The organism is Pseudochelatococcus sp. B33, from assembly GCF_053570585.1.
This window is the reverse complement of record NZ_JBSEFH010000002.1, coordinates 56,790-82,340: the sequence shown is the minus strand read 5'-3', so window position 1 is coordinate 82,340 and position 25,551 is coordinate 56,790. Positions and strand designations below refer to the sequence as shown.

At 67.8% G+C, this 25,551-nt stretch carries 18 protein-coding genes; 3 read left to right on the top strand and 15 right to left on the bottom strand.

Translation table 11 applies throughout. From position 1 onward, the window contains the following. Positions 1–77: 77 nt before the first annotated feature. From pstS (ACUSIJ_RS02285) to pstS (ACUSIJ_RS02265), 5 genes are all read right to left on the bottom strand, one after another. Positions 78–1,100, bottom strand: a complete 1,023-nt coding sequence (pstS, locus tag ACUSIJ_RS02285; RefSeq protein WP_449306741.1) for a phosphate ABC transporter substrate-binding protein PstS — start codon at positions 1,098–1,100, stop codon at positions 78–80. A 10-nt stretch (positions 1,101–1,110) separates the two neighbouring features. Further along, positions 1,111–1,944, bottom strand: a complete 834-nt coding sequence (gene pstB / locus ACUSIJ_RS02280) for a phosphate ABC transporter ATP-binding protein PstB (protein ID WP_449306740.1) — start codon at positions 1,942–1,944, stop codon at positions 1,111–1,113. Positions 1,945–1,965: 21 nt separating this feature from the next. Further along, positions 1,966–2,868: a phosphate ABC transporter permease PstA gene (pstA, locus tag ACUSIJ_RS02275; protein ID WP_449306739.1), complete on the bottom strand. Its 903-nt coding sequence runs from the start codon at positions 2,866–2,868 to the stop codon at positions 1,966–1,968. Positions 2,869–2,879: 11 nt separating this feature from the next. Then, complete coding sequence (gene pstC / locus ACUSIJ_RS02270; protein ID WP_449306738.1) at positions 2,880–3,848, bottom strand: phosphate ABC transporter permease subunit PstC; 969 nt, start codon at positions 3,846–3,848, stop codon at positions 2,880–2,882. A 170-nt stretch (positions 3,849–4,018) separates the two neighbouring features. After that, the gene (gene pstS / locus ACUSIJ_RS02265; RefSeq protein WP_449306737.1) at positions 4,019–5,050 is read right to left on the bottom strand and encodes a phosphate ABC transporter substrate-binding protein PstS; all 1,032 of its coding nucleotides are present in this window, start codon (positions 5,048–5,050) and stop codon (positions 4,019–4,021) included. Positions 5,051–5,738: 688 nt separating this feature from the next. Here pstS (ACUSIJ_RS02265) and mgtE point away from each other — a divergent pair. Further along, on the top strand, positions 5,739–7,130 hold the full coding sequence (mgtE, locus tag ACUSIJ_RS02260; protein ID WP_449306735.1) for a magnesium transporter: 1,392 nt from the start codon (positions 5,739–5,741) through the stop codon (positions 7,128–7,130). Positions 7,131–7,150: 20 nt separating this feature from the next. On the opposite strand, the gene ACUSIJ_RS02255 is transcribed toward mgtE, so the two are convergent. From ACUSIJ_RS02255 to ACUSIJ_RS02210, 10 genes are all read right to left on the bottom strand, one after another. After that, positions 7,151–8,590: an aldehyde dehydrogenase family protein gene (locus tag ACUSIJ_RS02255; protein WP_449306734.1), complete on the bottom strand. Its 1,440-nt coding sequence runs from the start codon at positions 8,588–8,590 to the stop codon at positions 7,151–7,153. Positions 8,591–8,615: 25 nt separating this feature from the next. Continuing rightward, positions 8,616–9,698: an NAD(P)H-dependent flavin oxidoreductase gene (locus tag ACUSIJ_RS02250; RefSeq protein ID WP_449306733.1), complete on the bottom strand. Its 1,083-nt coding sequence runs from the start codon at positions 9,696–9,698 to the stop codon at positions 8,616–8,618. A 76-nt stretch (positions 9,699–9,774) separates the two neighbouring features. After that, positions 9,775–11,127: an oxygen-independent coproporphyrinogen III oxidase gene (hemN, locus tag ACUSIJ_RS02245; protein WP_449306732.1), complete on the bottom strand. Its 1,353-nt coding sequence runs from the start codon at positions 11,125–11,127 to the stop codon at positions 9,775–9,777. Between the two features lie 117 nt (positions 11,128–11,244). Further along, positions 11,245–11,901, bottom strand: coding sequence for a phosphoribosyltransferase (locus ACUSIJ_RS02240; RefSeq protein ID WP_449306731.1), 657 nt, complete (start codon positions 11,899–11,901; stop codon positions 11,245–11,247). A 13-nt stretch (positions 11,902–11,914) separates the two neighbouring features. Further along, positions 11,915–12,676, bottom strand: coding sequence for a dienelactone hydrolase family protein (locus ACUSIJ_RS02235; RefSeq protein ID WP_449306730.1), 762 nt, complete (start codon positions 12,674–12,676; stop codon positions 11,915–11,917). Between the two features lie 78 nt (positions 12,677–12,754). Beyond that, complete coding sequence (locus ACUSIJ_RS02230; protein ID WP_449306729.1) at positions 12,755–13,870, bottom strand: alpha-hydroxy acid oxidase; 1,116 nt, start codon at positions 13,868–13,870, stop codon at positions 12,755–12,757. 117 nt (positions 13,871–13,987) lie between these two features. Next, on the bottom strand, positions 13,988–14,968 hold the full coding sequence (locus ACUSIJ_RS02225; protein ID WP_449306728.1) for a tetratricopeptide repeat protein: 981 nt from the start codon (positions 14,966–14,968) through the stop codon (positions 13,988–13,990). Further along, positions 14,953–15,630 (bottom strand): Fe2+-dependent dioxygenase, encoded by a 678-nt coding sequence (locus ACUSIJ_RS02220; protein ID WP_449306727.1) that lies wholly within the window; start codon positions 15,628–15,630, stop codon positions 14,953–14,955. The genes ACUSIJ_RS02225 and ACUSIJ_RS02220 overlap by 16 nt, the downstream gene beginning before the upstream one ends. 80 nt (positions 15,631–15,710) lie before the next feature. Further along, positions 15,711–17,990 carry a TonB-dependent receptor gene (locus ACUSIJ_RS02215; RefSeq protein ID WP_449306726.1) on the bottom strand — a complete coding sequence of 760 codons (2,280 nt, stop codon included), beginning with the start codon at positions 17,988–17,990 and terminating at the stop codon, positions 15,711–15,713. Between the two features lie 430 nt (positions 17,991–18,420). Beyond that, positions 18,421–20,418 (bottom strand): sigma-54-dependent Fis family transcriptional regulator, encoded by a 1,998-nt coding sequence (locus ACUSIJ_RS02210; RefSeq protein ID WP_449306725.1) that lies wholly within the window; start codon positions 20,416–20,418, stop codon positions 18,421–18,423. 543 nt (positions 20,419–20,961) lie between these two features. Here ACUSIJ_RS02210 and ACUSIJ_RS02205 point away from each other — a divergent pair. Together ACUSIJ_RS02205 and ACUSIJ_RS02200 are read left to right on the top strand one after the other, a co-directional pair. Next, positions 20,962–23,121, top strand: coding sequence for a hydantoinase/oxoprolinase family protein (locus tag ACUSIJ_RS02205; protein WP_449306724.1), 2,160 nt, complete (start codon positions 20,962–20,964; stop codon positions 23,119–23,121). Between the two features lie 36 nt (positions 23,122–23,157). After that, positions 23,158–25,485 carry a hydantoinase B/oxoprolinase family protein gene (locus ACUSIJ_RS02200; RefSeq protein ID WP_449306723.1) on the top strand — a complete coding sequence of 776 codons (2,328 nt, stop codon included), beginning with the start codon at positions 23,158–23,160 and terminating at the stop codon, positions 25,483–25,485. Positions 25,486–25,551 lie beyond the last annotated feature (66 nt).

The following is a 25,551-nucleotide window of genomic DNA, read 5'->3' as shown; positions in this document are numbered from 1 at the left end:
CCGGCCGGGACGGCATCCTGGAAGATGCCCGCCATCCCGGCCGCGCCGATTGACTGCGCGGGCGCTATGATCGCGCGTCAGCGCAGCTCCGCCAGGATCGCCTGCGCGCGGCTCACGACGGGTGCGGGCAGCGGGATATAGCCGAGCTTGTCGGCGAGAGCCTGGCCCTCGACCAGCCCCCAGCCGACGAAGCGCCTCAGGCCGTCCGTGATCGCCGGGTCCTTGTTCTCCCGGCGCAGCAGCATCCAGCTGTAGGAGACGATGGGATAGACCGTCTCGCCGGCCGGATCGGGGATGAGCTGGCGTCCGTCCGCGGGCAGGGTGTCGACCACCGAGGCGAGGGCCGCGGCGCCCGAGGCGCCGTCCGCGCGCACGAACTGGCCGGCCTTGTTCTCGACCAGCGCGGTGCGCAGGCCGAGTTGCGCGGCGAAGGAATATTCGACGTAGCCGATCGAATATTCCGCAATGGCGATGCGCCCGGCGACGCCCTCGTTGCCGGACACGATCTGGGCGTTGCCCGGCCACGCGACGGTGGTGCCGACCTCTTTCCAGGTATCGCTCACCGTCGCGAGGTGGTTGGTGAGGGAGAAGGTCGTGCCGCTCGAGTCGCGGCGGCCGACGAGGGCAATGTTCTTCTCCGGCAGCGTGACGCCCGGGTTGGCCTCCTGCAGGAGCGGGTCGTTCCAGGTCTTCACCTGGCCGCTCAGAACGGCGACCAGCGCCTGCCGGCTGAGGCGCAGATCCTCGGTCAGGCCGGGAATGTTGTAGGCGAGCACGACCATGCCGGCGGTGGTGGGCACGTGCAGCGCGCCCTCGGGCACCTTTGCGGCCTGCTCGTCGGTCAGGGGGCGCTCGGTGCCACCGAAGGCGATCTCGCCGGCGAGGAAGCGCCGGATGCCCTCGCCGCTGCCGACGGCGTCATAGCTGACGACGATGTCGGGATTGGCACTGTTGAACGTGCTGATCCACTCCTTGTAAAGGTTGGTGGGGAACGTCGCCCCCGCCCCCTTGAGCTCGACTGCCTGCGCTCCGCCTGCAAGGCAAACGACCGCGGCAAGCGCCGCTGTCCGCAGCGCCCTGTTGAGACCCGTGCATTCCATGGCCCCCTCCTTAGCTGAACTGGCCGGACACGTATTCGCGCGTGAGCTGTTCGCGGGGATTGGCGAAGAGCTCGCCCGTCGGGCCCTTCTCCACGAGATAGCCGGTGCGCCCGCCCTTGGAGACATCGACGGAGAAGAACGCCGTGATGTCGGCCACGCGCTGCGCCTGCTGCATGTTGTGGGTCACGATGGCGACGCTGTAGTCGGCCTTCAGCTCCAGCATCAGCTCCTCGACGATGCGGGTCGCGATCGGGTCGAGCGCCGAGCACGGCTCGTCCATCAGCAGCACGGTGGGCTCGATGGCAATGGCGCGGGCGATGCACAGGCGCTGCTGCTGGCCGCCGGAAAGGGCAAGGCCGTTCTGCTTCAGCTTGTCCTTGACCTCGTTCCACAGGCCGGCGCGGCGCAGGGAGCGCTCCACCTGCTCGTCGAGGTTGCCCTTGAAGCGGTTGAGGCGCAGGCCGAAGGCCACGTTCTCGTAGATGCTCATCGAGAAGGGGTTCGGCTGCTGGAACACCATGCCGATGTGGCGGCGCACCGACACGGGGTCGATGTCCTTGGCGTAGATGTCCTGCCCCATGAAGTCGACCCGGCCCTCGAGGCGGAAGATCGGGATGAGGTCGTTCATGCGGTTGAGGCTGCGCAGCACCGTGGACTTGCCGCAGCCCGAGGGGCCGATGAAGCCGGTGATCTTGCCCTTCTCGATGCCGATGACGGCATCGCGCACGGCGAGGAAGTCGCCGTAGTAGATCTTGTCGATGTTCGCCGAGATCGCATATTGGGATGCGTCGACAGCCGTAGCCCGGTCTGCGGCGGCGGATGGGGTGGACAGGTTGAGGGTCATTGGCCTACTCCGACGGCAGCGTTAGACTTTCCGGTTCCCGAAGAGCCGGCTGAGGATGTTGAAGACGAGCACGATCAGCACCAGCACGAGCGATGCGGACCAGGCGAGCTGGATCTGGTTCGGGAAAGGCATGCCCGAGAAGTTGTAGATGAGGATCGACAGCGACGCCGTCGGCTCGACCAGACTCTCCAGCCAGAAGTTGCTGAACAGCGCCGTGAACAGCAGCGGCGCCGATTCACCGGCCGCCGAGGCGATGCCGAGCATGATGCCGGTCATGATGCCGGGGAGCGCGGTGGGCAGCACCACCTTCCACACCGTCTGCGTCGTGGTGCAGCCGATGCCGGTGGCGGCGTCCTTCATGCGCTGGGGCACCATGCGGATCGCCTGCTCCGAGGTCAGCATCACGGTGGGCAGCATGCCGACGGCGAGCGCGACACCGCCGGCGAGCGCCGAGAACGTCCCCATGGCCTGCACCATCGCGCCGAACACGAACACACCGACGAGGATCGAGGGGAAGCCGGTCAGCACCTTGGCGACGAAGCGCACGCCCTCCGACAGCTTGCTGTCGGGCGCGATCGCGCCGAGATAGGCGCCGCCCAGGATCCCGATCGGGATGGCGAGCAGCGAACCGATGCCCACCATCACCAGCGTGCCGATGATCGCGTTGCCGAAGCCGCCGCCCTGCATGAAGCCGGCCGGGGGAAGCTGCGTGAACAGGTCGAGGCTGAGCCGCGCGCCGCCCTGCGAAATCAGCATGTAGAGCACGGAGAACAGCGGCACCGAGGCAACGAGCGCCAGGAACCAGACGAACACCGTCAGGAGTAAACTGCGCAGGTTGCGCGCTTCGGTGAAGGAGCGGCGCATGCTGGGCATGGGCCGCGCACCAATCGCAGCGCGGGAAAGATCGGCTGTCGTGACGGTCATTGATTGCCCCCTCAGGTCGTCTGTTGCTTGCCCGCGAACGACATGATGATCGTTCCCGCGACGTTAACGATGAAGGTGATGAACAACAAGGCCAAGGCCGCGAACATCAGCGCCTCGCGCTCGATTTGGCCCGCCTCCGGGAAGGTCGAGGCCAGAAGCGACGCCAGGGTGTTGGCGGGCGAGAACAGCGAGAGGCTGATCTGGTTGGCGTTACCGATGATCATGGCGAGCGCCATGGTCTCACCCAGCGCGCGGCCGAAGCCCAGCACGAGCGAGGCGAAGATGCCGCCCGAGGCGGTCGGCAACATGACCTTGAGGATCGCCTCCCAGCGGGTGGTACCCATGCCGTAGGCCGCTTCCTTGACCTTGTAGGGGATGAGGCGGAAGGCGTCCTGCGAGATCGCGGCCACCGTCGGCAGCACCATGATGGCGAGCACGATGACGGCGGGCGCCATGCCCGGGCCGCCGAAGGACGTGCTGAAAAAGGGAATGAAGCTCAGATACTCGTGCAGCCAGTTCGCCAGCGGCCGGATTGCCGGAATGACGACGAAAATGCCCCACAGGCCGTAGACCACGGAGGGGATGGCGGCCAGCATCTCGACGATGGTGCGGAACACCTGCGCCAGCGCCGGCGGCAGGAAGTCCTGCGTCAGGAAGATGGCGATGGAGACGCCGAAGAAACCGGCGATGACGAGCGCGAGGATCGAGCTGTAGAGCGTACCCCAGATCTCGGCCAGGATACCGAACTCGCCCCGCCCCGGCGCCCAGACGGCGCTCGTCAGGAAGCTGAAGCCGTGCTTGGAGATTGCGGGAGTCGCTTCGCCGCCAATGATGATGAGAACCGCGACGAGCAGCAGGATCGTGCCGATACCGCAGGCAAGGGCCAGCCCCTTGAAACCGCGGTCGGCCGCGTATTCGGCGCCGGAAGGGTTTTGCGAAATGGATTTCTCGGACAGTGAGGTAAGCTTGAGCTGAGCCATCTTGCGTCACCTTGTTGATGAACCATCGGCCACGAACAACCCGCAATGAACGACCCGCCGTGCGCTTGCAGCCCTGTTGCGGATCGGCCGACAACGGATGACCTCGTCGGCGCAGTGTGCTCCCGGGCCCCAAAAGCCCGGGAGCTGTGTCCGTTCATGCCGCCAACGGCTTACTGGATGTTGGCGGACTCGGCGATAACCCGGTCGACGACAACCTGCGGCAGCGGGATGTAGCCGAGCTCGTCGGCCATCGCCTGGCCGTCCGTCGCCGCCCACTTGACGAAGTCGCGCAGGGCAGCGGCGATCTCATCGTTGCCGTGCTTCTTGAAGAACAGCAGCCAGGTGAAGGTCGCGATCGGGTAGGCCTTCGGATCCTCGGGGTCCGTCACCCAGATGCGCAGGTCGTCGCCGGAGAAGTCGGCGCTGGCGAGCGCGGCCTGGCCGGCCTCGCCACCGGCCTTCACGAACTCGCCCGACTTGTTCTCGAGCAGCGCGAAGGGGGTGTTCGACAGCTTGGCGAAACCGAATTCGATGTAGCCGATGGCGCCCGGGGTCTGGGCGACGGTCGCGGTGATGCCGTCGTTGCGCGGCGCGCCGACGAAGTTCGGCAGGCTCGGCCACTGCACTGTGGTGCCCGCGCCAAGCTTCTCCTTGAAGGATTCGTTGATGGCGCTCAGGTGCTGGGTGAACACGAAAGTGGTGCCCGAGCTGTCCGAACGGCGCACGACCGTGATCGTCTGGTCGGGGAGCGTCACGCCGGGGTTGGCTTCGACGATGCGCGGGTCGTTCCAGCGGTTGACCTCGCCCGTGAAGATCAGCGGGTAGACCTCGCGAGGCAGCCTGAGTTCGTCGACGCCGGGCAGGTTGTAGGCGAGGACGATTTCACCGGCCGTCAGCGGCAGAGCCACGACACCGCCTTCGACCTGAGCGATCTGCTCGTCGGTGATAGCCGCGTCGCTGCCGGCGAAGTCGATAAGGCGCTGAGTGAACTGCTGGACACCGGCGCCGCTGCCCGTCGACTGATAGTCGATCCGGACGCCGGGCGTGATCTGGCTGTACTTCTGGAACCAGGCGGAATAGAGCGGGAACGGGAAGCTGGCGCCCGCGCCGCTGACGCGGACGTTCTGTGCGAGAGCCGGTGCGCTCGCGACGACCATACCGACGAATGCGGCAACAACATAACGGAGGAAGGCGGATTTCATGTTCAACTCTCCAGGCTGATTGCGGTGGATTATTGGACACGAGTTCGCGACAGATTGATTACAAGAGCCGGCCAAAATCGGTCAAAAAATATTTATCCATTTAAATACAATCACTTACGTGGAAAAAATTTTGACGCCTAATATATGCCTGCGCCTTCGGCGAGAAGAAGGCGATGTGTTGATTATCCGTCATGCGGAGTCGGATAATTGCCGCCCATATTTACATCAAATAAGCATATAATGTTCACCCGTGTGACATTTTAGTATGGATATGCGCATCCTCCAGCAATTCCACCCGGAAATACCTGTAGAGCTGCGCGGCCGATATGTTCCCCCGCCGCTTGCGGCTTCTCCGGCATCACAAAGGGGGGCGTACCGCCGTTCCGTGCTTCACGTATATGGAAAACGGGACGGTTCATCGCGCCCGTCGCTCCCCCTGGCCTCCCGTCCGGCCTTCCGTCCGGCCTGAAGACGCAGGGGGCGAAAATCCGTCAATAAACTGCATCAGAACACGGCTATGAGTGGCCAGGAGTTTCACACCGGAACGAGTTTCACACCGGAACGCCCGTCCTTCAGATGGAAGCCTCTGATCGGTCGGCATTCGCTCAAGGATTGGGATCGTGGAGCATCGTCCGGCCGCCCCTGATCGGACCATGCCCCACGGCCATCGCGCATACGGAACACGCTCATGCTGATCGAAGACTTGCGGCTCGAGGACTTGCGGCGCGCGTCCCTGGGTGAGGCCGAACCTCTCGACCGTCTCAATGCCCTGCTCAAGAGCGGTTCCGAGGCGGAGCTCACCGCCGTGAGCGCGCTGCTGCCCTCCGAGGTGGCGCGGCTCATTCTGCTGCTGAAGCCCAAGCGCGCCCGCGCGCTGCTGCGGCTGGTGCCGGATGCGCCAAGCCTCGCCGCCCTTGAGGAGCTCGATCCCTCGATCCGGGAGAGCCTGCTCGACGCGGACGGCGAAAAGCGCATCGCCCGCATCACCGCCAAGATGCCGGTGGCGGATGCGGCCGATTTCCTCGCCGACGCGCCGGACCACATCGTCGAGGCCGCGCTCGCCGCCCACCCCCTGGCGGAGGAGGTGCGCGCCGCCCTCGCCTACATCGACGAAACGGCGGGCGCGGTCATGCGCCGGCGTCTCGTCGCCGTGCCGCAGGACTGGACCGTCGGCCAGGTGATCGACGAGATCCGCCGCAACGCCGATACCATCGACCGCCTGTATGCGGTCTACGTCACCAACGGCGGCCGCCAGCTCGTCGGCTATCTCAAGGTGCGCGATCTGGTGCTCTATCCGACCGACACGGTCGTCGGCACCGTCATGCGTTCCGACATCGTCACCGTCTCCGCCGATACGGACCGGGAGGAGGTGGCGCGCATCGCCGAGCGCGAGCACCTGCCGGTGCTGCCGGTGGTCGACGCGAGTGGCGCGCTGCTCGGCATCATCACCGCCGAGGAGCTGCGGGAAATCGACCGCGAGGAGGCCGAGGAGGACATGAAGCTGATGGCGGGTCTTGCCGCCGATGCCAGCGCCATGGACGGCCCGCTCCGGATCGTGCCCCGCCGCCTGCCGTGGCTCACGGCGGGTCTCATCGGCTCCAGCATCGCCGCCCTCGTCGTCGGCTCCTACGAGGAAGCGCTGACGGAGGCCGCGATTCTGGCGAGCCTCATTCCCATCGTCATGTCGCTCGCCGGCAACGCCGGCATTCAGGCGTCGACCATCACGGTGCAGGCGCTGGCGTCGAACGCGCTGTGGGTGGGCGACATCGCCGGCCGCGTCGTGCGCGAGTTGGGCGGCGCGCTGATCAACGGCGCGATCGTCGGCCTCATCATCGGCGCCGGCATCCTGCTGCTGTCCAACTTCCTCGACATCGACCGGCCAGCGCTGCTGGCGATCACGGCCCTGCTGTCGCTGGTGGTGGTCACCGTTCAGGCGTCGGTGGTGGGCTCGATGGTGCCGCTGGCGCTCAAACGCCTGGGGCTCGATCCCGCCGTGGCCACGGGCGTCTTCATCACCACATCCAACGACGTCGTGGGCGTGCTGATCTTCTTCATCATCGCGACCTCCATCTATATCTGAGGTCGGCCGCCGGGCATCACTCACCCCCAGCCCGGCACGCCCTTGATCTCCAGAAAATCGTGGATGCCCCAGTCGGCGTATTCGCGCCCGTTGCCGGACTGCTTGTAGCCGCCGAAGGGCGCGTGCACGTCCCATTCGGGATAGTTCAGGAAGACGGAGCCCGCCCGCAGCCGCCGCGCCACGCGGCGCGCCCGCTCGATGTCCTGCGACTGGACATAGGCAGCAAGGCCGTACACCGTGTCGTTGGCGATGCCGACGGCGTCCTCCTCGTCCGCGTAGGACAGGATGGAGAGCACCGGCCCGAAGATTTCCTCGCGGGCGATGGTCATGTCGTTGGTGACATGGCCGAACACGGTCGGGCGCACGTAGTAGCCGCGCGAAAATCCTTCCGCCCGGCCGGGGCCGCCGGTGACGAGCGTCGCGCCCTCGGCAATGCCGGCCTCGATCAGGCGCTGGATTTTGTCGTATTGCACCGCGCTCACTACCGGCCCGTGGGTGGTGTTCCCGTCGCGCGGATCGCCCACCTTGACGCTTTCCGCCACTCTCCGCGCGATCGCCAGCGCCTCCTCGTGACGGTCGGCTGGCACCAGCAGGCGGGTCGGCGCGTCGCACGACTGGCCGGAATTATCGAAGCAGCCGAGCACGCCCTTTCTGACCGCGCGCTCGAAATCGGCGTCGGGCAGCACGATGTTGGCCGACTTGCCACCGAGTTCCTGCGCCACGCGCTTGACCGTGTCGGCCGCCGTCCTGGCGACGATGATGCCCGCCCGCGTCGAGCCGGTGAAGGAGACGAGATCGACATCGGGGTGACCGGCCAGCACCTGCCCCACATCGGGGCCGGTGCCGTTGACGAGGTTGAAGACGCCCCTCGGCACGCCGGCCGCCTCCACCACCTCGGCGAAGATGACGGCGTTGAGCGGCGCGACTTCGGACGGCTTCAGCACCACCGTACAGCCCGCCGCAAGCGCGGGGGCGACCTTGCAGACGATCTGGTTCAGCGGCCAGTTCCACGGCGTGATGAGGCCGGCGACGCCGATCGGCTCGCGCAGGATGCGCGTCGTGCCGCGGCTCTCCTCGAAGGTGAAGTTTTCCAGCGCCTCGATGGCGGCTTCGAGATGCGCCCGCCCGGCCGCGGCCTGCGCCTTGCGCGCGAAGGTGATCGGCGCGCCCATCTCCCGGCTCACGGCCCGGGCGATGTCCTCGTAGCGCTCGTTGTAGGCCGTCAGGATGCGCCGCAGCAGCGCGAGCCGCTCGTCGCGGGAGGTTGTCGAAAACGCCTCGAACGCCGCCTTCGCGGCCGCCACTGCCCTGTCGACGTCGGCAGCCGCGCCAATGGAAATCTGCGCGAACGCCTCTTCCGTGGATGGGTCGATGACGTCGAGCACCCTCGGCTCGGCCGGATCGACCCATACGCCGTCGATGAAGAATTTCAGCGCGTTGCCGTCCAGATCGTTGCTCATGCCGCTTTCCTCCTGATTGGCGACGTCAGCCGGGCGATGGCCGCGCCTCGTTCAACTCGCGGCCGAGGATCTCGACCAGCTCGGCCGCGGGCAGCGCGCGCACCAGCGGCGCGCCCTGTCCCGCCCAATAGGCGCCGTAGCCCCCTTCGTCCGCGAGCTTCGCCGCCGCGTGCAGCGCCTTGCCGGCGTCGTAGGCGACGGGATAGGCCGGTACGTGGGCCGCCGCCACGGCCTCGCCCCAGGTCGTGAACCGGTTGGAGAGGCAGCGCGCCGGACGGCCGGAGATCACCCGGGTCATGACGGTATGATACGCCGACGACGACTCCAGCGCCGCCCGGTAGCGCTTGTCCGCCTGCGATTCGTGGCAGGCGACGAAAGCCGTGCCGAGCTGCGCCGCGACCGCGCCGAGATCGAGCGCCGCGGCGATACCCGCGCCGTCCATGATGCCGCCGGCCGCGATCACCGGCACCGACAGCTCGCGCACCAGCAGGCGGGTGAGTGCGACGGTGCCGAGCCGGTCGTCGGGGGCATCGGGATCGAACGCCCCGCGATGGCCGCCGGCCTCATAGCCCTGGGCCACCACCGCGTCGATACCCGCCGCCTCGACCGCGCGCGCTTCGAGGAGGTTCGTGGCGCTGGCGAAAAGCACGATGCCGGCCTGCCTGAGGGCCGCGATCCTCTCCGCCGATGGCAAGCCGAAGTGGAAGCTCACCACCTCCGGCTTCTCGCGCAGGAAGAGCGCCAGCATGTCGTCGTCCACGACGAAGCTGCGATAGATCTCGTCGATGGCCTGCGGTGGCTCGGCGCCGTAGCGGCGGAATTCGGGCGCGAGCCGCGCGAGCCACGCCTGCTCCACCGCGGCGTCGCGCACGGCGGGCTGGTGGCAGAAGACGTTGAGATTGACGGGCCCCTTCGTGAGCGCCCGGGTATCGGCCAGCGCCTGCCAGGCGGCCTCGGCCGTGCCGGCCCCGACGCCCAGCGAGCCGAGGCCGCCGGCGTTGCTGACGGCCGCCGCCAGCGCAGGGGTGGAGACGCCCGCCATCGGCGCCTGCACGATCGGCAGTTTCAGTTCAAGACGCCCGCCGGCAATCGTGACTGCATGGGACATGGCTCATCTCCCTTGGCGGCAAACCGTGCCGCGTCGTCCATTTTTACAGGAGATAACGGGCCGCCGCCAGCGGGGGTCAGGCGGCTTGTCCGTGGGTGCGCCCGCTGCCGCCGAGATACGCGTCGAAGCAGGCGGCGACCGTGCGGATCAGGAAACGGTGGTCGTCGCGGACGCGGATGACGTCGCCATCGACGGTCGCGATGCCGTCTCGGCACAGCGCGTCGAGCCCATCGTTGCCCTCCACGAGGAAGCCTGCGTCCACGCCTTGGGCGCAGCCGACGGCGGCGAGATCGACGGTAAAGTCGCACATCAGCCGCTCGATCACGGCGGCGCGCAGCCGGTCCTCGCGGGTCAGGCGATAGCCCTTGGCAGTGGCGAGGCCGCCGTTGCGGACACGCCGCGCGTAGGCGCCGGTCGCGACCTCGTTCTGCGCGAAGCCCTGCGGCATCTGGCCGATGGACGACGCGCCGAGCCCGATCAGGGCCTCGCTGGCGTCGGTCGTGTAGCCCTGAAAGTTGCGCCGCAGCCGGCCCGCCTCCTGCGCCCGCGCCAGTGCGTCGTCCGGCAGGGCGTAGTGATCGAGGCCGATGCGCCGGTAGCCGGCGCCGACGAGTGTCGCGGCGATGGCCTCGGCCTGGGCGTTGCGCGCGCGGGCGTCGGGCAGCGCGCGCTCGTCGATCAGCCGCTGGTGCTTCTTGAACGCGGGCACGTGCGCGTAGCCGAACACGGCGAACCGCTCCGGCCGCATGGCGACGGCGGCCAGCGCCGTGTCGATGCAGGAGCGCTCCGTCTGGTGCGGCAGGCCGTAGATCAGGTCGACGTTGATACCGGTGATACCGGCGGCGCGCAGGTCGGCCATCGCCTGCGCCGTGCGCGCGGCGCTCTGGATGCGGTTGATGGCCTGCTGCACCTTGGGGTCGAAGCTCTGGACGCCGAGGCTGGCGCGGCGCACGCCGCCCTCCCCGAGCGCGAAGGCCATGTCGCGGGTGAGCGTGCGCGGGTCGATCTCGACGGCGATCGCCGTGCCGTCATGAAGGCGGAAATGCCGGCGCAGGATGCCCATCAGGTCGAGGAAAGCCTGGGGGCGCATGATGGTGGGCGTGCCGCCGCCGAAATGCACGTCGTCGACGATCGCCCGCTCTCCGGCGCGCTCCGCGACGAGGCGGATCTCCTCCCCGAGCACGGCGAGATAATCCTCGACCGGATCGTCGCGCCGGGTGATGCTGGTGTGGCAGCCGCAATACCAGCACATGACGCGGCAGAAGGGGACATGCAGATAGAGCGCCGTGCGCGTATCGGGCGCGAGCGCGTCGAGCCACTCGCCGTACTGGCGCGCGTCGACAGCGGAGGAGAAAAGCGGTGCCGTCGGATAGCTGGTGTATCGCGGCAGGCGGGCTGCGCCATATTTCTCCAGCAGCGGCGTGGTCATGTCTTTTTCCACTTTATGAATGCATCCGGGCTTCACCTTGTCTAAGCCCCTGGGGCGGACGGTTCCTTGACGCAGGCCAAAGATGCCGGCCAAAGCCGGCAGCGGACAACCACGGTTTCAGCCGGTGGGCGGCTCCGGCGGATGCTGCGCCAGCAGGCCGACGACCTCCTCGTCGGACACCTGCCGGAAGTCCTTGTAGAAATAGCCGATCGCGCCGAAATCCGCGTGGTCTTCGAGGCAGACGACCTCGTCGGCCTCGCTCTTCAGTTCCGCCAGCGCATCCGTCGGCGCGACCGGGATCGCGAGCACGACCCTGGCCGGCCCCCGCGCGCGCACCGCCTGCAGGGCGGCGCGGGTGGTCGCGCCGGTGGCGACGCCGTCGTCGACGACGATGACCGTGCGCCCGGCGATCTCCGGATGGGCACGCCGGCCGACATAGCGCTCGCGCCGCCGCTCGATCTCCACGAGTTCCCGGTCGCGTACCCGGTTGAACACCGCCTCGCTGACGCCGCTCGCGGCGACGATGTTCCGGTTGACCACGGTCAGCGGCGCGGGGCCGTCCACCACCGCGCCCATGGCGAGTTCCGGGTGGAACGGCACGCCGATCTTGCGCACGAGGACGAGGTCGAGCGGCGCATCGAGTTCCCCGGCGATCTCGGCGGCGACGGGCACGCCGCCGCGCGGCAGGGCGAGCACCACCGGCCTTTCCGCCTTGTAGGGCGAAAGCGCCTTCGCCAGTCGCTGGCCTGCGTCGATACGGTCCCTGAACGGCATGGCGATGTCCCGGTTACGCGCCGGACGGCGCGGATGGTGATCTTGCCGAAGCGGATGGCGCAAGATGGCGCTCGAACCAGCCGGCGGCAAGCTCGATCACGGCCTCCATGGCGCCGGGCTCCGGAAAGAGATGCGTCGCGCCGGGCACGACCTCAAGCGCCTTCGTCCCTGTCAGGTGCACGAGGGCTTGCCGGTTCAGCCGCAGGACATCACGATCCTCGCCGCCGACGATCAGCAGCACCGGCGCGCGCACCGCCGCCAGCGCGTGAGCGGCAAGGTCGGGGCGGCCCCCGCGCGAGACGATGGCGCCGACTCGGCCGTCGAGCCCCGCCGCCGCGACGAGAGCGGCGGCGGCCCCGGTGCTGGCACCGAAGAAACCGAGCGGCAGATCGGCGAGATCCGGCTCGCCGTCGATCCAGCGCACGGCGTGGGTCAGACGTTCCGCGAGCAGCGCGATGTCGAACACATTGGCGCGTTCGGCCTCCTCATCGGCGGTCAGCAGATCGAACAGCAGCGTCGCCATGCCCCGCCCGTTCAGCGCTTCGGCGACCATCCGGTTGCGGGGACTGAGGCGACTGGAGCCGCTGCCGTGGGCGAACACCACCAGCGCTGCCGCCTCTTCAGGCACGCAGAGGCCACCGGCGAGCCGCAGCGGGCCGATGGACACCTGACGGTCGTGGGCGGGGGCAGGACGGGCGGCCCCTGAAAGACCGGAGGGCGCGGAAAGACGGCCGGGCATGGAATGTTGGCCGCACATGGAGAGATGGGTGGGCATGGCCTCTCCTCCTCAACTGCCTGACTACCGCTTTGCGCGGCGGCGCGCCTTGATCGGCATCAATGGCCGGGCGGGAGGTCAGCCTTGCGGGCTATCCGCGGCGGCGCTCACCGGAGCGCACCGGACAACGGCTTCGGTGATGGCGGCAAGCGTGGCGCAGCCGGTCTGGGTCATGGCGACCTCGAGTTCGGCGCGCAGCAGCGTGAGCATGTGCGCCACGCCCGCCGCCCCGGCGACAGTGAGCGCATGCAGGACGGGGCGGCCCACCAGCACGGCATGCGCCCCGAGCGCCAGCGCCTTGACGATATCCGTGCCCCGGCGCACGCCGCCGTCGAGCAGCAGCGGGACATCGCGCGGCAGGCGGCGCGCGATGTCCGGCAGCACCTCGATGGTCGCAGGGGCCGCGTCAAGCGCGCGGCCGCCATGGTTGGAGACGATGATGCCCCGCGCGCCGGCGTCGAGCGCGCGCAGGGCGTCGTCCGCGTGCATGACGCCCTTGACCAGCACCGGCAGCGCCGTCGCGCGGCACAGGCTGGCGAGCGTTTCCCACACCGGCGCGTGGCGGAGCATGGCGCTGAACACGGGGCTCTCGCCCGGCGGCGCCTCGACGGACCGCAAGGCGTCGGCGGGCAGGTTGACGGCCGCGATGCCGGGCGGCAGGCGGAAGCCGGCGCGCTGCTCGTCGTTGCGCAGGCCCGCCACCGTGGCATCGCCCGTGACGACGAGCGCCCTGTAGCCCGCCGCCTCGGCCCGGCGCACGAGGGCGAGCGTGACCGGCCATTCCTGATGCAGATAGAGCTGGAACCACAGCGGCGATGCGGCGACAGTGGCGATCTCCTCCAGCGTATGGCTCGCCTGCATGCTGACCACCGCCCAGCCGCCGACCGCGCCCGCGCCGCGCACGGTGGCGATTTCCCCCTGGGGGTGGGCGAGCCGGTGATAGGCCGTCGGCGCGAGGATGACGGGATAGCGGAACGCCTCGCCGAACAATTGCCCGCCGGTTGTGGCGTCCGCCATGTCGGCGAAGATCCGGCCGTTGAGCCGGAGAGTGTCGAAGGCCTCGCGGTTGTGCCGGTGCGCCAGCCCGTCGGCCGCGGCGCCGGCGATATAGGCCCAGCGGTCCCTCGGGAGCCGCGCCGCCGCGTAACGTTCGTAGTCGCCAAGCGAGACGATGTCGGCGGGGATGGCGGTCATGGTCTTCATCCTCTCATACCGTCGGCCGCGGTCTTCGACCGATGCCGGGTGGGTGTCGATCATGCGCCGCGCAGGCATCACCAGAGGCCGGTGAGCGAGGCTCATCGGCCTTTGGTCTCACCTGCCCCGCCAGAACGACCCGAGCCGCGCCAGCAGCGAGCGGCGCGGCATGCGCGCCCCGCCGGCGAGAAAGGCGGCCGGCAGCGCGGCGGAACGCGCCGGATCGGGAGCGGCGCGGAAGGTGATGACGCCGCCGGCCAGAAGCGCATCGTAACGGGCGATGTCGGCCGGATCGCGGGTTTCGCAGGCGCGCGCCAGGCAGCGGCGGCCGAGCGCCTGTATCGCCTCGTGGGGATGGCGGAGCAGCCCGTCCGCGACGTCGCGGCAGAACACCGGCGTTGCCGCCTCGACGGCCCGCGCCAGGCGTCCGCGCGCCTCCTCGGCATTCCCCTGCGCCAGCAGCAGCAGCGCGAGGTTGAAGTGGCCGCGGAAGTCGCCACCGTCCGCCCCGCGCCGATACCAGCGCGCCGCGGCAGCGGGGTTGCGGCGCCGTTCCCAGCCCTCCTCGCAGAAGCGGCCGATCATGGTCATCGCCTTGGCGTGCCCCTGGCGCGCCGCCTGCACATAGAGCGCCAGCGCGCCGCGCGCGTCCTGGGCGACACCCTGCCCGTCGAGCAGCAGCCCGGCGAGGTTGAAGCGCGCCCATGCATGGCCCCGGCGCGCGGCGCGCCGGTACCACACCGCCGCCAGCGCCGGATCGGCGGGCACGCCCCAGCCGAGTTCATGGCAGCGGCCGATCATGTTGAGGGCCTCCACCCGCCCGCCCGCCGCCGCCTGGCTGAACCAGCGATACGCGGCCCGCGTATCGCGCTCCACGCCGTGGCCGTCGAGATAGAGCTGGGCGAGGATGAGCTGGGCGTCCGGAAAGCCGAGGCGCGCCGCCTCCGCGAGCCGCCTCGCCGCCTCGCGCGGCGTCTGTCCCAGCGCGATCGTCAGCGGGCCGCCGGCGCACAATGATATGTCGGGAGCGGGCGGAGGGGAGGCCGATGCCCCGCCGCTGGCGGGCGTCGGCCCCTCCCCGGCTAGGTTTCGGCCCATTGGCGCAGGAGATTGTGGTAATGGGCGGTCAGCTTGATCACCGCCGGGTGTTCGTCGGCGTGGACTTGCCGCAACTGCTGGATGGCGTCGTCGAGGTCATAGAGCATGGCCCGCCGCTCGTCGCTGCGGATCATGGACTGAGTCCAGAAGAAGCTCGCCCAGCGGCTGCCGCGCGTCACCGGCGTGACGCTGTGCAGGCTCGTCGCCGGATAGACCACGATATGGCCCGCCGGCAGCTTCACCTTGTGCACGCCATAGGTGTCGTGCACCACGAGCTCGCCGCCGTCATAGTCCTCGGGCGGCGTCAGGAACAGCGTCGACGACACGTCGGTGCGCATCAGCCCGGACGGCACGGAGCGGATGGCGTTGTCGACGTGGGCCTCGAACTTCATGCCCGTGTCGTAGCGGTTGAACATGGGCGGCAGGATGCGCAGCGGCAGGGCGGCGGAGGTGAAGGCGGGATGGCGCCCGAGCGCGCGCAGCACGATCTCGCCCGCCTCGCGCGCGGCAGGCGAATCCTGCGGCACCTGGAGGTTGAGCTTGATGCGCGCCGCCTGCCCGCCGGCGGTGGTGCGCCCGTCGATCCAGTCCGTCGCCTCCAGCACATGGCGGCAATGCGCCACCTCGGCGGCCGTCAGCAGGTCGGGGATGGTGATGAGCATGACGCGGTTTCCAGGATGCCCGCGCCGCCGCTGCGGCGCGGGACGGACGATCGAAACGTCGAACTTCGGAAAGCCGAACTTCAGAAAGTCGCCTTGGCGGTCAGCAGGAAGGTTCGGCCGGGGGCCTGCACCATGTGCCGCGCGCCGTGCGAGCGCAGGAACACCTTCTCGTTGAAAATGTTCTGGGCGTTGAACTGCAGCTCGAAGTGCTCGTGCACCTTCCACCGCGCCACGGCGTCGAACTGCCAGTGCGAGGGCAGCTGGCCGTTGACGGCGGTCAGGCTCGGGTTGAAGTCGCTCGTCCAACGCTCGCCGACATAGGTCGCGCCGCCGCCGACGAGAATGGCGTCGGTGATCTGGTAGGTGGTCCAGATGAAGCCCGAGTGCTTGGGCGTGAGCGCCATTTCCTGCCCGTCGGTGGGATCGCCCGGCTTCTCGATCTCGGTGTCGATATAGGCATAGCCGGCGTTGATCGACCACTTGTCGGTGATCCGCCCCGTGGCCTGCAACTCGATGCCGCGCGCGATGCGGGTATCGTCACGCTTGATGAACTCGCCGGTGGCGCTGTCGTAATCGTTGGCGTTGGTGCGCTCGATATGGAAGATGGCGGCGCCGAGGCCAAGCCGGTCGTCGAGCAGGCTGAACTTCGCGCCCGCCTCGATGGAGGTCGTGCGCTCGGGGTCCGAGGCGATGCCGCTGGTCGAGGTGACGCTCTGGTAGCCGGTCGAGGGCGAGGCAGGCAGCTCGGCGGTGCCGGCCGAGATATAGTAGGTCTGGTTTTCGGCGGGCTTGTATTCGAGCGCCGCCTGCCAGCTGAACAGCCTGTCGCTGCCCTTGTAGACGCCGGTGACGGTGCCGGCACCGTTCCTGCTCTCGGAATCGATGGAGTAATCCTCGAAACGGCCGCTGCCGACGACGAAGAACCCGTGCCCGAGCTCGATGCGGTCGTAGACGGAGATACCGGCCGTATCGACGACGTGATTGTCCGTGCGGCTGCGCGTGCGCGTCTGGGGCGCGAAGGCGAAGGCCGGGAAATGGACGTTGAGGAGCGTCGGGGGGTTGGGCGTCGACACGTTGTAGGCGAACTGGTCGTAGACCTCGCGGCTGAAATCGACACCGATCACCGCCTGATGCTTGAAGGGGCCGGTCTCGAACTTCGCGTTCAGGGTCGTCTGGTTCTGGTAGGTGTGGGCGACCTGGCCGCGGGACTGGCGGACGTGGTTGGTGCTGACGCAGGAGGCGGTCAGCGCCGGGCAGTTCAGCGGGCTGTAGAGGGTCGACGGCTGCATGACCGTCACGAAGCGGTCGAGATCATAGCGGCCGATGCGGCTGACGTTGAGGATGTCGAAGTTGTCGTTGAACCTGTGCTCGATGCGCAGGGTGCCGACATCGGCGACCATGTCCTCGAAATCGTTGGTATAGCCGTAGTAATTGGCCTGCCGCACGCCGAGCTTCGTCACCGGACGGGCGATGCCGTCGCCACCCTGGGCGATCGATACGCCGAAGCGCGGAACGCCGTTGTCCGGCCGCCCGTCCTCGGACTGGTGCAGGTAGTCGATCGAGATCTTGGTGTCGCTGTTCAGGCCGAAGGTGAACGACGGCGCGATGCCCCAGCGCGTGAGGTCGGCGTGGTCGCGCTTGGCGAACTCGCGGTCGAAGCCGAGCACGTTGAGGCGCACGGCGATTTCGTCATTGACGGCGTAGTTGGCGTCCACGGTGCCGCGATAGTAGGAATCGGTACCGATGGTGCCGTTGAACTCCACGAAGCTGTAAGGCTTGGGCCGCTTGGTTTCGAGGTTGATCGAACCGCCGCCGCCGCCGCGCCCGAGGGTGGAGCCGGAGGGGCCCTTCAGCACCTCGACCTGCTCCAGGTTGAAGGCGTCGCGGTTGTAGATGCCGATGTCGCGGATGCCGTCGGTGAAGATGTTGCCCTGGGCGCTGAAGCCGCGGATGTTGAAGTTGTCGCCGCGCTGGCCGCCGCCGCCGCCCTCGCCCGCGCTCATGGTGATGCCGGGCACCTGGGTGACGATGTCCGAGAGGCTGGCGAGGCCGCGCTCCTCGATCACCTCGCGGCTGATCACGTTGATGGTCTGCGGCGTGTCCTGAATGCTGGTCGGCAGGCGGGCGAGGCCGGTGCTGCGCTGCAGGGTGTTGACGGGCTGGTCGCCGACGACGGTGACCGTGGGCAGCGCGAGACCGTTCTCGCCTTCTCCGTTCTGGCTCGTCTCGGCGGCGTTCTGGCCGTAGGCAGCTGTTGCCGAGAACACCGAGGACAATATCAGCAGCGGCGCAACGACCCGGCCCTGCGAACCGCCAGAATCGTCACCCAACGCACCCTCTTCAACAGAAAACTCCGTCATCGCCCGTCCCTCCATCTCGTCAAGCACAATCAAAGAGCCGCAAACCCGTCCCCGCGGAGACAGATTCGTCTTTAACCTATCCGCAGAATAGCTCAGGCAACGCCTATACGATCAAATATTGATCGTCAACAAAATAACACAATAATGCGCGACTATAATCGCTATAGTTTTTAATTATTATAATTATTTTTATACGTTGTTTCTTTTGTCGGGTATTCCTGTAATGGGAGCGGGCTCAATTGGGGGACGGTCTTCAATCGATCCGAAGTATTGATTTTGGTCAAAAAAGCATAGAACTATACCCCTGCCGGTTCGTAACCTATTCTCTATTGGCGTATCGGTGGAATGAACGCGTCCGCGGCCGGCTACCGGGACATGATATGACGCAAGCGCGATGAGGCAAAGCCTGCGGGGGCGGGCGGCGCCCGGCTCATCCGTCGCGGCGGAAGCCGTATTTGTCGAGCTTGGCATAGAGCGTCGAGCGTGCGATGCCGAGCCGCTTCGCGGTCAGCGAGATGTTGCCGCCCGTCTGCGCCAGTTCGCGCTCGATGACCGCGCGCTGCGCCTCGCTCCATTGCTGCAGCCGGTCGTCGCCGGCGCCCGGCGCGGACATGTCCGCATGGACAGACCCCGCCGCCTCGCCGCGCGCCGGCCCATGCCGGCCGCCCGCAACGGTGCGGACGATTTCCCCGGGGACCTCGCGCATCGTCAGATACGCGCTGCCGAGGACGACCATGTTCTCCACCACGTTACGCAGCTCGCGCACATTGCCGGGCCACGGATAGCGCCGGAACAGGTCGCGCACCTCGTTGTCGAGCATCGGCGTCGGCAGGCCCATGGCGCGGGCGCTGCGATGCAGCATGTGCTCGGCGATGAGCAGCACGTCGTCGCCGCGCTCGCGCAGCGGCGGGATGACGAGCCGCAGCGTCGCGATCCGGTAGTACAGGTCGCGGCGGAAATTGCCGCCGTCGACTTCCGACAGCATGTCCCGGTTCGTCATCGAGATCAGGCGGACATTGACGGACCGGCCGACGTTGGAGCCGACGCGGTAGACGACGCCGTCCTCCAGCACCCGCAGCAGATAGGGCTGCAGGCTCATCGGCATCTCGCCGACCTCGTCGAGGCACAGGGTGCCGCCGTCCGCCGCCTCCATGCGCCCGGCCCGGCCCTGATCGTCCGCGCCGGTGAAGGCGCCCTTCTCGTAGCCGAAGATCTCGCTGGCGATGAGATCGCGCGACATGCCGCCGCAGTTCACGGGGATAAACGGGGCCCCCGCGGCGGCGCCCATGGCGTGGATCGCCCGGGCGAACAGCTCCTTGCCGACGCCGGTCTCGCCTTCGATCAGCACCGGCGCGCGGCTCGCGGCCATGCGCCGCACCCGCTCGAACGTCTCCCGCATGGCCGGGCTCTCGCCCAGGATGTCGTCGAGGGCGACGGTGTCGCCGGCCGGGGCTTTCACGGCGGCGGGGCGCGCCCGGCGGCGGCTCGGGAAGGTGAGCACGGCGCCGATCTGGCCATCCGTCAGGCTCTGGCCCTCGGCCATGCCGTGGCGCTGCGCGGCACCGATGATCTCGATCTCGGCGCTGGGCAGGCTGCCCTGAACCAGCGATTGCCACAGGCTGAGCGGCACGCCGCGCAACTGGTCGATGGAGCGCCCGGCGGCGATGTCGGGATGATCCAGCGCCAGCGCCGCCAGACCCGCATCGGTGGCGTAGATGATGGCGCCACGGCTGTCGAGCACCACGATCTCGTCGTTCTGCCAGCGCGAGCGCCGCGACAGGAAAACCCGCAGCAGTTCCTCGCGCGTGTCCTGCACGTTCTGCAGCAGCAGCGCCTCGATCTGCTGGCTGACGGAGACGGCAAGCGCAAGGCTCTGCGGATTGAAGGTCTTGACCGGCCCGGATATGTCGACGACCCCGAGCATGTCCTGATCGACCGGATGCCGGATGGGGCTCGCGGCGCAGGTCCAGCGCTGCACGTCCTCGCAATAGTGCTCCGCGGCGTGGATCTGGACCGGGCGCCTGACCGCGATCGCCGTTCCGATGGCGTTGGTGCCGATGTCGTTCTCGGCCCATCGCCCGCCCCGCTCCAGATGGATGTCGCGGCCGGAGTCAATGACGCGCGGATCGCCCCTCGTCTCGATGATGAGGCCGGCCGCGTCGGTGAGAATGATCATGGAATTCGCGTCGGCCAGAAAGTCCGCCGTGCGCGCCAGCGCGCGGCGGGCGGCGTTCAGCAGCGCACGGTTCTCGTGCTTGCGGCGGTAGAGCTCGGGTTCCGGCAGCTTCGGGGCGTTGCGCCGGCGGGCGATGCCAGAATAGCCGCGCGAGCGCACCCACGATTCCGCGATGTCCTGCCGGAAATCCGGCGGCACATGGCCCTCGGAAACGAACGACTCCCATGCCTGCCGAATCTTGCGTTCGTTCACAGCAGTTTCCTTCCCGTCGTGCCGCCGCGCGGGCCGATAGCCGTATCGGCGGCGGCACGGCGCATCAGGAGGAAGGCGCAGACGGGCGTGCATGCGGCACCTGCCGCCGGTCGCCGCCCCGGGGCGCCCATCGCCGGCGCGCCCGTTGTCTGTCGACCGTCCAACGTTTCCCCCACCCGCCGCGCTTCTCTGTGGCCGGCGCAATTGGGCCACGTAGCATAACCGTGTTTACGGGCGATTGCCAAGTCGTGTTGCGTGCGCTGCCGGTTTCACATCAATACATTGATCTATCCTGTCCGGAATCCGGACAGGGCATTGTCCGATATCCGGCGGACACGACACCGCGCCGACAGGAGCCGGGCACGGCCCTTCTCCTCCGAAGAAGGGCGAACGCCTTGACGTTCGCCGGATTTTCCCCGTCGCGGCGCCTTGGCTCGCCCCCTGGCACGCCCCTTGCTCCCTGAACGGCGAACCGATCGGCAGGCGATTCGGCTTCGCACAAGAATACCGACCCAAGAATACCCACCCAAGGGAGGTAACTTCATGAATGTCCATAACAAGGACTTGCCCGCCCGGAGCGTGCAGGTGCTCGGCATCGACGCCGGCGGCACGATGACGGATACGTTCTTCGTCGATGCAGAGGGCGAGTTCGTCGTCGGCAAGGCGCAGAGCACGCCGCAGAACGAGGCCATCGGGCTGATCGAATCCAGCATCGACGGCCTCTCCGCCTGGAACATCGCGCTCGACGACGCGCTTTCGCAATTGCAGACGGGCGTCTATTCCGGCACCGCCATGCTCAACCGCGTGGTGCAGCGCAAGGGCCTGAAATGCGGCCTCATCGTCAACCAGGGCCTCGAGGACTTCCACCGCATGGGCCGCGCCATCCAGGCGTATCTGGGCTATGCCTACGAGGACCGCATCCACCTCAACACCCACCGCTACGATCCGCCGCTGGTGCCGCGCCATCTCACGCGCGGCGTCGTGGAGCGCACCGACATGTTCGGCACCGTCATCATCCCGCTGCGCGAGGATACGGCGGCGAAGGCCGCGCAGGAGCTGATCGACCAGGATGTCGAGGGCATCGTCATCAGCCTGCTGCACAGCTACCGCAATCCCGCGCACGAGCGGCGCGTGCGCGACATCGTGCTGGAGACGGTGAAGCGGAGCGGCAAGACCATCCCCGTGTTCGCCTCCGCCGATTATTACCCCGTGCGCAAGGAAACCCACCGCACCAACACCACCATTCTGGAAGGCTACGCGGCCGAACCCTCCCGGCAGACGCTGAAAAAGATATCCGACAGCTTCAAGGAGCGCGGCACCAAGTTCGACTTCCGCGTCATGGCGACCCACGGCGGCACCATCTCGTGGAAGGCGAAGGAACTGGCGCGCACCATCGTCTCCGGCCCTATCGGCGGCGTGATCGGCGCCAAGTATCTCGGCGAGGTGCTGGGATACAAGAACATCGCCTGTTCCGACATCGGCGGCACCTCCTTCGACGTGGCGCTGATCACGCAGGGAGAGCTCACCATCAAGAACGACCCGGACATGGCGCGGCTCGTGCTCTCGCTGCCGCTCGTCGCCATGGACTCGGTGGGGGCCGGCGCGGGCAGCTTCATCCGCCTCGATCCCTACACCAAGGCGATCAAGCTCGGCCCGGATTCGGCCGGCTATCGAGTGGGCGTCTGCTGGGCCGACAGCGGCATCGAGACGGTCAGCATCTCCGACTGCCATGTGGTGCTCGGCTATCTCAACCCGGACAACTTCCTCGGAGGCACCATCAAGCTCGACCGCGAGCGGGCGATCGCCGCCATCAAGGAGCAGATCGCCGACCCGCTCGGCCTGTCGGTCGAGGACGCGGCGGCGGGCGTCATCGAACTCCTCGACTCGGACCTGCGCGACTACCTGCGCTCGATGATCTCGGGCAAGGGCTATAGCCCGGCGAGCTTCGTGTGCTTCTCCTACGGCGGCGCCGGGCCGGTGCATACCTACGGCTACACCGAGGGTCTCGGCTTCGAGGACGTGATCGTGCCCGCGTGGGCCGCGGGCTTCTCGGCCTTCGGCTGCGCGGCCGCCGACTTCGAATACCGCTACGACAAGAGCCTCGACATCAACCTGCCCCCGGACGCGCCGGACAGCGACCGCGAGGCGGCCTCGAAAACGCTCCAGCAGGCGTGGGAGGAGCTGCGCGAGAACGTGCTGGAGGAGTTCAGGCTCAACGGCTACTCGCCGGAGCAGGTCACGCTGACGCCCGGCTACCGCATGCAGTATCGCGGCCAGCTCAACGATCTCGAGATCGAGTCGCCGCTGCCCGCGGTTTCCACCACCGACGACTGGAACCAGCTCGTCGACGCCTTCAACGACACCTATGGGCGCGTCTACGCCGCTTCCGCCCGCTCGCCCGAGCTCGGCTATTCGGTGACCGGCGCCATCATGCGCGGCTCGGTGCCGATCCCGAAGCCGAAGATCCCGAAAGAGCCGGAGCATGGTCCGACGCCGCCCGAGGAAGCCTATCTCGGCACGCGAAAATTCTACCGCAGGAAGCGCTGGGTCGACGCGCAGCTCTATCGCATGGAGGCGCTGCTGCCCGGCAACCGCATCGCCGGTCCCGCGATCATCGAATCGGACGCGACCACCTTCGTCGTGCCCGACGGGTTCGAGACGTGGCTCGACGGCCACCGCCTGTTCCACCTCAAGGAAGTGTGAGCCGAGCCGCAACGACAATTTCGGAGAGGAAACATCATGAACGTCAATGTTCGCAAGGAAGCCCTCGCAGAGTCGGCGCGCGGCATCGTGCGCGGCGGCGAGACGCTGAAAGAGCACCGCGACCGGCTGATGGACGCGACCAAGACCACCGGCCACTACGCCGGGCTGGAGAGGCTGGAACTGCGCGATTCGCAGCCCATTCTCTACAACAAGCTGTTCTCGCGCCTGCGCGCCGGCGTCGTCGACGCGCGCGAGACGGCGAAGAAGATCGCCGCCTCCCCCATCGTGGAGCAGGAGGGCGAGCTGTGCTTCACGCTCTATAACGCGGCCGGCGACTCGATCCTGACCTCGACGGGCATCATCATCCACGTCGGCACCATGGGCGCGGCGATCAAGTACATGATCGAGAACGGCTGGGAGCAGAACCCCGGCGTCAACGACAAGGACATCTTCTGCAACAACGACTGCCTGCTCGGCAACGTCCACCCGTGCGACATCCACACCATCGTGCCGATCTTCTGGGAAGGCGAGCTGATCGGCTGGGTCGGCGGCGTCACCCACGTCATCGACACCGGCTCGGTCGGGCCGGGCTCGATGTCGACGGGGCAGGTGCAGCGCTTCGGCGACGGCTACCAGATCACCTGCCGCAAGATCGGTGCCGACGACACGCTGTTCCGCGACTGGCTGCACGAGAGCCAGCGCATGGTGCGCACCACGCGCTACTGGGTGCTGGACGAGCGCACCCGCGTCGCCGGCTGCCACATGATCCGCCAGCTCGTCGAGGACGTGATCGCCGAGGAAGGCATCGAGAACTACTGGAAGTTCGCCTACGAGGCGGTGGAACACGGCCGCCAGGGTCTGCAGAACCGCATCAGGGCGATGACCATCCCCGGCAAGTACCGGCAGGTGGGCTTCGTGGACGTGCCCTACGACCATCCGGACGTGCGCGTGCCCTCGGACTTCGCCAAGGTCAACACCATCATGCACACGCCCTCCGAGATCACCATCCGGGGCGACGGCACATGGCGGCTCGACTTCGACGGCTCGTCGCGCTGGGGCTGGCACACGTACAATGCGCACGCGGTGAGCTTCACCTCCGGCATCTGGGTGATGATGACGCAGACGCTCATCCCCTCCGAGATGATCAACGACGGCGCGGCCTACGGCACCGAGTTCCGCCTGCCCAAAGGCACGTGGATGAACCCGGACGACCGGCGCGTCGCCTTCTCCTACGCCTGGCACTTCCTCGTCTCGTCGTGGACGTCGCTGTGGCGGGGCCTCAGCCGCTCCTACTTCGGGCGCGGCTATCTGGAGGAGGTCAATGCCGGCAACGCCAACACGTCGAACTGGTTGCAGGGCGGCGGCTTCAACCAGTATGACGAGATCCACGCCGTCAACTCGTTCGAATCCGCCGCCGAGGGCACGGGCGCGAGCGCCGTCAAGGACGGCCTCGACCACGCCGCCGCCATCTGGAACCCGGAAGGCGACATGGGCGACATGGAGATCTGGGAACTCGCCGAACCCCTCGTCTATCTCGGGCGCAAGATCAAGACGAACTCGGCCGGCTACGGCAAGTACCGCGGCGGCTGCGGGTTCGAGAGCCTGCGCATGGTCTGGAACGCCAAGGACTGGACCATGTTCTTCATGGGCAACGGCCACATCACCTCCGACTGGGGGCTGATGGGCGGGTATCCGTCGGCCTCCGGCTACCGCTTCGCCGCGCACAAGACGAACATCAAGAGCCTCATCGACGAAGGCAAGCCGCTGCCGCTCGGCGGCGATACCGACCCGGAAAATCCGGAATGGGACGGCCTGCTGCCCGCGGCCGGGATCAAGCGCGACAAGCAGGCCATCACCACCGAGGAGATGTTCGCCGACTACGACCTCTACCTCAACTACCTGCGCGGCGGCCCCGGCTTCGGCGATCCGCTCGACCGCGAGACGCGGCGCATCCAGGAAGACCTCGACGGCGGCTACCTGCTGCCCCGCTTCGCCGAGCGCGTCTACGGCGTGGTGTTGACGGACGAGAACGGCCGCAAGGTCATCGACGAGGCGGCGACGGAAACCCGGCGCCAGGCAATCCGCAAGGAGCGCATCGCCAAGTCCGAGCCGGTGTCCGACTGGCTCGCCCGCGAGCGCGAGAAGATCGTCGCCAAGCAGGCCGAGGTGCAGGTGCAGCAGATGTTCGCGGCCTCCTTCAAGCTGAGCCCCCGGTTCCTCGGCGACTTCAAGTCGTTCTGGAAGCTGCCGGAGGACTGGGACCTGCGCGAGGAAGACCTCGACATCCCGAGCTACGGCGCGAACTACTCGATGGACGTCTCCGAACTGCCGGACGTGACCACGGTCAGGTTCGTCGACGAATGAGGCATCCGGGGCGGCGCGCGTCGCCGCCCCACCCCCGCACAAATCCCAGAAAACCCGGAGGAAACG